General features: G+C 37.3%; 7 protein-coding genes and 1 pseudogene. 3 read left to right on the top strand and 5 right to left on the bottom strand.

All coding sequences use genetic code 11. From position 1 onward, the window contains the following. Positions 1-101: 101 nt before the first annotated feature. From COL05_RS28545 to COL05_RS28560, 4 genes are all read right to left on the bottom strand, one after another. Positions 102-728: a 3D domain-containing protein gene (locus tag COL05_RS28545; protein ID WP_142337707.1), complete on the bottom strand. Its 627-nt coding sequence runs from the start codon at positions 726-728 to the stop codon at positions 102-104. An 86-nt stretch (positions 729-814) separates the two neighbouring features. Next, positions 815-1,132 carry a YuiB family protein gene (locus COL05_RS28550; RefSeq protein WP_000027015.1) on the bottom strand — a complete coding sequence of 106 codons (318 nt, stop codon included), beginning with the start codon at positions 1,130-1,132 and terminating at the stop codon, positions 815-817. Further along, complete coding sequence (locus COL05_RS28555) at positions 1,129-1,635, bottom strand: NUDIX hydrolase (protein ID WP_098671038.1); 507 nt, start codon at positions 1,633-1,635, stop codon at positions 1,129-1,131. Before COL05_RS28555 ends, COL05_RS28550 begins: the two co-directional genes overlap by 4 nt. Before the next feature lie 122 nt (positions 1,636-1,757). Continuing rightward, a complete protein-coding gene (locus tag COL05_RS28560; RefSeq protein WP_142337708.1) occupies positions 1,758-2,966 on the bottom strand; it encodes an NAD(P)/FAD-dependent oxidoreductase in 1,209 nt (402 codons plus the stop codon). 462 nt (positions 2,967-3,428) lie between these two features. Between COL05_RS28560 and COL05_RS28565 the strand changes: the two genes are divergently transcribed. From COL05_RS28565 to COL05_RS28575, 3 genes are all read left to right on the top strand, one after another. Beyond that, the gene (locus tag COL05_RS28565) at positions 3,429-4,418 is read left to right on the top strand and encodes an NAD(P)/FAD-dependent oxidoreductase (protein WP_000829779.1); all 990 of its coding nucleotides are present in this window, start codon (positions 3,429-3,431) and stop codon (positions 4,416-4,418) included. A gap of 125 nt (positions 4,419-4,543) precedes the next feature. After that, the gene (locus COL05_RS28570) at positions 4,544-5,020 is read left to right on the top strand and encodes a GyrI-like domain-containing protein (protein ID WP_098671040.1); all 477 of its coding nucleotides are present in this window, start codon (positions 4,544-4,546) and stop codon (positions 5,018-5,020) included. 334 nt (positions 5,021-5,354) lie between these two features. Further along, a complete protein-coding gene (locus tag COL05_RS28575; RefSeq protein WP_098671041.1) occupies positions 5,355-6,602 on the top strand; it encodes an MFS transporter in 1,248 nt (415 codons plus the stop codon). Between the two features lie 17 nt (positions 6,603-6,619). Here COL05_RS28575 and COL05_RS28580 read toward each other — a convergent pair. Beyond that, positions 6,620-6,958 (bottom strand): annotated as a pseudogene (locus tag COL05_RS28580) (helix-turn-helix domain-containing protein); the annotation flags it as partial. Positions 6,959-7,008 lie beyond the last annotated feature (50 nt).

A 7,008-nucleotide genomic window follows, 5' to 3' on the forward strand; every position in this document is an offset into this window, starting at 1 on the left:
CCCTCACCTAAATTCTTTGCTTTCGCTGAATTTTGAGGTGGGGGCTTACTGCCCATTAAAGTGGGATAAAATAAAAAAAGTCTAGCGTACTTACCACTAGACTATCTTTGTTTTAAATATTGACCACGAAACACTTGCATCGTTTCGTCTTGATTTAACATCGTTAACTCTTCTTCTGTAAACTTACCATTTCCAACTTTTACTACATACACATTTACTTTTTTCTTACCCCATTGGCTATAAACATCTTTCACCGTATCATAATACAGATCAAGACGGTTTCCTTTTATCGCACCGCCCTTATCAGCTACTACACCATATCCATAGCCTGGTACGAATAAAATTGTCCCAATTGGGAATACGCGTAAGTCCGCTGCGATTGTGGAATATAAATCCCTTTTCGCCTTAACACCTGAATATGTAATACCATACTCCGGATGTCCCGGCCTCTTACCAGTTGATTCAATTCCTGATGTATAACCTGTTGCAGTCATTTCAATTGAACGATATTTAGACCAGTCGTTTGCCTGCTCTAAAGCATTTATCACTTCTTTACTCGGAGCAACGTTTCTCTTAACCTCTGCTGCATGTACTTCTTTTGCATTCATTCCCTCATATGTCTTTACAATCTCTAATAAAGAAATTCCTGTGAAAGCATTCCATGTTACGCATAATGCGATTGCAAGTAAACAAGTCATCATAATGCGAATACAATATCGTTTTAACATTTTTATATTCCACACTCCTTCATCGTTAATCATTCCCTATACGATGAAGGAATATGCAAAAAAATAATCCCCAAATGAATTGGAGATTAAAACATTTGATATCCGCTTTTCCGAAGTTTCTTAATGACGATTCCTGCTAGAGCAGCACCTACTAATCCAGTAGATAAAATAAACACATCCGCTTGTCCTAAATGCGATACACTTGTCCCAAATGAAGAGAATGTTTCTTTTGGCTTTGAAAAGTAATCCCACATACTCGCCTTATTAATAATAAGCATACAAACAATTGGATATACAATAACCATTACCCATGTCGCTCGCAATATCATGTTGAGTAAAAATCCAATTCCAAAAAACAAAATGAAAAATAACATCATTGAAATAAGTAGTACCGGTATACTCACTCTTTCTCCCTCTCCTTCGTATGCGCCGTAAATACGTGATAGGCTGTATAACCAAATTGCTCTCCTGGATTTAACGTTTTATCCATCTCAAGATGTAATTCTGATTGTCTTTCTAACAAATATGTAATAAGTACAGACGTATTTGGATCATCCGCAATCGTATCTGGATGTAGAAACGCTACTTCAGACAATTCCTTCTCCTGTACAATAATATCTTCCCCTTCAGGCTCCAAAAGGAAAATAATCATATTATCACTAATCTCATTGCGAATCACGCCCGATCGAACACCAATGATCCCCTTCACATGAGCGACAATACCTGTCTCTTCTAACACTTCACGTTTCACAGCTTCATCAACCGTCTCACCCTCATTTACAAAACCAGCCGGCAAAGACCATTTCCCCTTTAATCCACTGTATTTTTTCTTAACGAATAGCCACCTGCCATCTTTTGTAGTTACTAAGCCACTAACAGCTAGCCATACTTTCCCTCGTTTCTCCATGATGTAATACCCTCCTCTACTAGAACGGACAGAATATTCTTTCTTTTTATATATTATACTATATTTTTTAAATGAAAAAAGCAGAAACAGCTCTTAGCCATTTCTGCTTTTTCTACTATATATTAAAAGAACTTCAATTTACCTTTTTTAAGAACTAATAAAGGTCCACCTAATAAGAATAGGTAACGGTTATCGATAACTTTCTTCATGAAGGAAGCTTTCCAGCCTGTTAACTTTTTGCCCATAACAACGCCCATTGCATCGTCATGACCTAAAGAACATACAGATCCTTTATTGTCGAATACGAATTTTTTCATTTCGCCTTTACCACGAACTAACACAGTTAAATTGTGCGCAATGTTGTAACCTTGTTGAATTGCGATCTGTGCTGTTGGTGGGTATGGACGGTTAATTTCTTCGTTAATGATTAACGCTGCGTCACCAACCATGAATACATCTTCGTATCCTGGAGCGTGCATGTACTCATCAACTTTTACACGTCCGCGCATTGCTTCAAAACCAGACTCTTCCACAATACCGTTACCACGAACACCTGCAGCCCAAACTACTGTTTCAGACTTAATTAATTCAGTGTCATCGCCATTCGCAACGATAATACCTTCTTCAGTTGCTTCTTTAATTGCTGTACCGATGCGGAATTCTACACCTTTTTTCTCAAGTTGTTTCACAGCGTATTCTACTAACGCTGGATCGAAACCTGGAAGTGCTGTTGGAGCAGCTTCTACACAGATGATGCGTGCTTTTTCACGTGGTACATTGTACTCTTTGCAAAGTTCAGGAACACGATTTGCAAGCTCACCTACGTACTCGATACCAGTAAATCCAGCACCACCAACAACGATTGTTACTAACTCATCGCGCTTTTCAGTTGCATATTTAGCAAAACTAGCTTCCATATGCTCACGAATTTCACGAGTTGCATTAATGTTAGCGATTGAGAATGCATGCTCTTTTAATCCTGTAATTCCAAATGTTTCTGATTCGAAACCAAGACCGATTACTAAGTAATCATACTCTAACTCACCATCTTTTAAGATGATGCGTTTTTCAGCAGCTTTAATTTCTACTACTGTATCTTGTACAAAGTTCACTTTATTTGTATCAATAACGTCTTGAATATCTAGACAGATTTTTTCATCTTGTAATGTACCAGCTGCGCTCTCGTGTAACCAAGTCGCTTGGTAGTGATAGCTGTTATTGTTTACTAACGTAATTTCAGCTTCATTTACAGATAATGCTTTTTGCAGACGAACAGTCGTAATCATCCCGCCATAACCTGCACCTAAAACTACGATTTTTGGAGTCTTCACCAAATCACAACCCTTTTCTTTATATAATAGTAATAAAAAATAATACCAAGTACTAAAAACTCTATTTGTCAAGAATGTGGAATTCATCACATTCTATATCATAACAAAACGCATTCAAAAAATCGTACGAATTTTGTCATAGAAATTTAACATAATACTTCCCTATATTAGTCGGTTTTATTCCAGAATTCAAGCGTCTGGAGAATTATCAATATTTTAAAATAACATAGCGTTTTCAAGGGTTTTTCAGCCTTTTTTTCATGTATTTTCCTTTCACCATATTTTATACAATTGAAAAAGCATCTATGCGAAAACTTACACACAATTCAGTCGTTTTCAGAAGTATTATGAACTCAAATATGCTATCATTTATTTGAAAGTGTCATCATTTGCAGGATTTTCGTGTACATATGAACAATATATGAAATCAATATCAAAATTCCATCTATAGGGGGAATGAAAGTGGCAGAAAATCAAAAAGTTTACGACATAACAATTATTGGCGGTGGTCCAACAGGGCTGTTCACAGCATTTTATGGCGGTATGAGACAAGCAAGTGTAAAAATCATTGAAAGCTTACCTCAACTTGGAGGACAATTATCCGCGCTATACCCTGAAAAATACATTTATGATGTAGCTGGATTTCCAAAAGTGCGTGCGCAAGAATTAGTTGATAACTTAAAAGAGCAAATGAAGAAATTTGATCCAACCGTTTGTTTAGAAGAAGCTGTTGATACGCTTGAGAAACAAGCTGACGGTATATTTAAACTTGTTACGAATAAGCAAACTCACTATTCTAAATCAGTTATTATTACTGCTGGCAATGGTGCTTTCCAACCACGCCGCTTAGAATTAGAAGGTACAGCAAAGTATGAAAAGAAAAACTTACATTATTTCGTTGATGATATGAATAAATTTGCTGGTAAGCGCGTCGTAGTATTTGGCGGTGGCGATTCAGCTGTTGATTGGACAATGATGTTAGAGCCAATCGCTGACAAAGTTACAATCGTTCATCGCCGTGATAAATTCCGTGCGCATGAACATAGCGTAGAAAGCTTAATGAATTCTCGTGCAGAAGTAAGTACACCGTACGTTCCAGTAGAACTCATTGGTGATGACAAAATTGAACAAGTTGTTCTTCAGCATGTAAAAACGGAAGAAAAAATTATCATCGATGTTGATGATGTAATCGTAAACTACGGCTTCGTTTCTTCCCTTGGTCCAATTAAAAACTGGGGCTTAGATATACAAAAAAACAGCATTCTCGTGAACTCGAAAATGGAAACAAATATTCCTGGCATTTACGCTGCTGGTGACATTTGTACATATGAAGGAAAAGTAAAACTCATTGCTTGCGGCTTCGGTGAAGCACCAACAGCAGTAAACAATGCAAAAGCTTACTTTGATCCAAACGCAAAACTTCAACCGATGCACAGCTCTAGTATGTTTTAATATAGAAATGAAAAGAACTCCTTTTACGCAAAGGAGTTCTTTTCTTATTTTGCTACCGTATCCTTCCAAAATATGTTACAATAAATAAGAACAAACGTTCCGTTTAATAAGGGGGATATTTTAAGATGAAAGAACCTATTATCGTAAAAAAAGAAGCTTTCCAAGCAATCGGTGTTTCGATTACGACGACAAATGAAATAGAGGCATCTACTGAAGGAAAAATTCCCGGGCTTTGGAACCAATACTTCCAAGAACAAATCATGTATCACATCCCAAATCAACAAACGAAAGAAACATTAGCTTTCTACTCAAATTACGAATCAGATGAAACTGGTACATATCAATTTACAATCGGTATGCCCGTTTCTTCATTAGAAGACGTACCTGAAAATATGACAACTTTAACAATACCTGCTGCTACATATGCGGTATTTACAACGAGAAAGGGACCGGTTGCTGAAGTCGTTTGCGAAGCTTGGGAATATATTTGGAAATGGTCAAAAGAAAACAAACGTGCTTTTACAATAGACTTTGAGCTTTATGATGAAAAAGCAACAGATCCAGGTAACGCACAATTGGATATTTATATTGCATTAGCCTGAACGACAAAAAAGAAGATACCAAATGGTATCTTCTTTTTTGTCGTTAAATAGCCACTGTGCAAATTCCACATTATTGTCTACAATGAGAAAGTGCAGTATAGAAATATTAGAAACTGTATAAAGTGAAACTATACTCAGTGGTGGGGGTTTTATTCATCCCCCACCACTGAGTATTAGTTGAACCAATCGGACGTTTACGGGCAGTTAGTCTCCCACCTAACTTCTTTGCTCGAGCCAAATTTTGAGGTGGGAGTTTTACTGCCCGTTAACGTGGGATAAAGTGATTGTTAACAGGTTTTTTTAGTTTAAATTTGTCACATAGAAAGGAAGCAATATGGAGGAACTACAACAAAATAAATCTGCTTTAGAGGAAAGCGGAAAACCGTTATTAAAAAATACGAATTTCCTTTTTCTTTGGGCAGCTACACTCTTTTCAAGTTTTGCTTTAGCCTTTTTTACTTTTTCACAAACGTGGTACATAGCAAAAACATTAAACCTTGAGGCTTCACTCGGTGTTGTTTTCGTAGCTCTTAGTGTTCCGAGGCTTATTTTTATGATTATCGGCGGCGCTGTAGCTGATAAATTCCCGAAAAAAAACATTATGTTTTATTCTAATATTATTCGTGCAATTCTCGTCGCGACTATTCTTACATGGTTCATCGTAGGTGATGTAACACTATATACATTTGCTTTATTCGCTTTATTCTTTGGACTTGCTGATGCTTTTTTCTGGTCAGCTGATGGATCTATCTTACCTGAACTTGTAGAAAAAAGCCGTTTAACACAAGCAAACTCACTTACACAAATGACGAACCAAGCATCGGTTATTTTAGGCCCTGTACTTGGCGGCATTCTTATCAAATTTACGAACTATGAAACGATCTTTTCGATCACGATTTTATTACTGATCGTCGCAGCCATACTCGTTCAAAAAATACAATTTACGATGCCAGAGCAACAAAATACAGACAAAAGCATGTTCACTTCTATTAAAGAAGGAATCTTATATGTAAAGGAATCACCATTCCTTTCAACTTTCCTTATTTGTAGCGCCTTTTTAAACTTATTTTTAATCGGTCCGATGCAAGTCGGTTTCCCGCTCTTCATAAAAAATGTTCTGCACGGTGACTCGCTTCAGTTTAGTTACTTAGAAGCATCTGTAGGAGGCGGAATGGCGATAGGCGCTGTCATTGTCGGTTTAAAAAATATTAATCGTAGACGCGGTCTATTTTGCATTATCATGATGCTGCTGTCTGGTGTATTCTTCTTATCCATCAACTTTAGCACCGTACTGTGGCAAGCATTATTAGCTGGCATGTTTTACGGTATTACAATCGCAATGGCAATCGTTCCGCTTATGGCGATGATTCAATCGACAGTAAAAGAAGAAATGATGGGACGCGTAATGAGTTTACTTATGCTATCATCCATGGGCTTTATCCCGCTTTCTTACGCATTCACATCAATCGCGCTTGCAATAGGAATTCCGATCGTAACTGTTATGAAAAGTGGTGCAATCGCCGTTATCGTCTTCGTACTATTTGTAGCGATTCGTGTTCCAGTTGTAAGAAAGTTTGATTAGCTACTTGGAGTCATGTGTTATACGCATGGCTCTTTTTTAAACGGATCAAATAACGATACTCCCTTACTCCTTCTCATAGCTGCTCCCCATTCTAATCCAACCTCTAAAAATAGATCCCGCACTGTACTATATAAAAGAGCCTTCACATTTTTACGGATTTCCCCGTATTTATATGCTCTCACAACACTTTTCACTCGCCAAATGAAGTTTCCATACACTTCTTCATCAGCTAATATTTGCTCCAGTAACACACCTTGCTCTAGTAACCCGCTCTTTTTATAGGCAAGTTCCACCTTACTCCAAAATATATTAATCTTCTTCGGATCACGCGTCATCGGCACAAGTGCGTATATAAAGTGAAACTTTAATCAGTGGGGGGTTTCTTCATCCCCCACTGATTATTAGT

This window comes from Bacillus sp. AFS059628, assembly GCF_002571225.1.
GTDB lineage: Bacteria > Bacillota > Bacilli > Bacillales > Bacillaceae_G > Bacillus_A.

Coding starts and splice junctions, on each gene's coding strand:
- COL05_RS28555 (WP_098671038.1), bottom strand. CDS start 1,635: ATGGAGAAACGAGGGAAAGTATGGCTAGCTGTTAGTGGCTTAGTAACT.
- COL05_RS28575 (WP_098671041.1), top strand. CDS start 5,355: ATGGAGGAACTACAACAAAATAAATCTGCTTTAGAGGAAAGCGGAAAA.
- COL05_RS28545 (WP_142337707.1), bottom strand. CDS start 728: ATGTTAAAACGATATTGTATTCGCATTATGATGACTTGTTTACTTGCA.
- COL05_RS28570 (WP_098671040.1), top strand. CDS start 4,544: ATGAAAGAACCTATTATCGTAAAAAAAGAAGCTTTCCAAGCAATCGGT.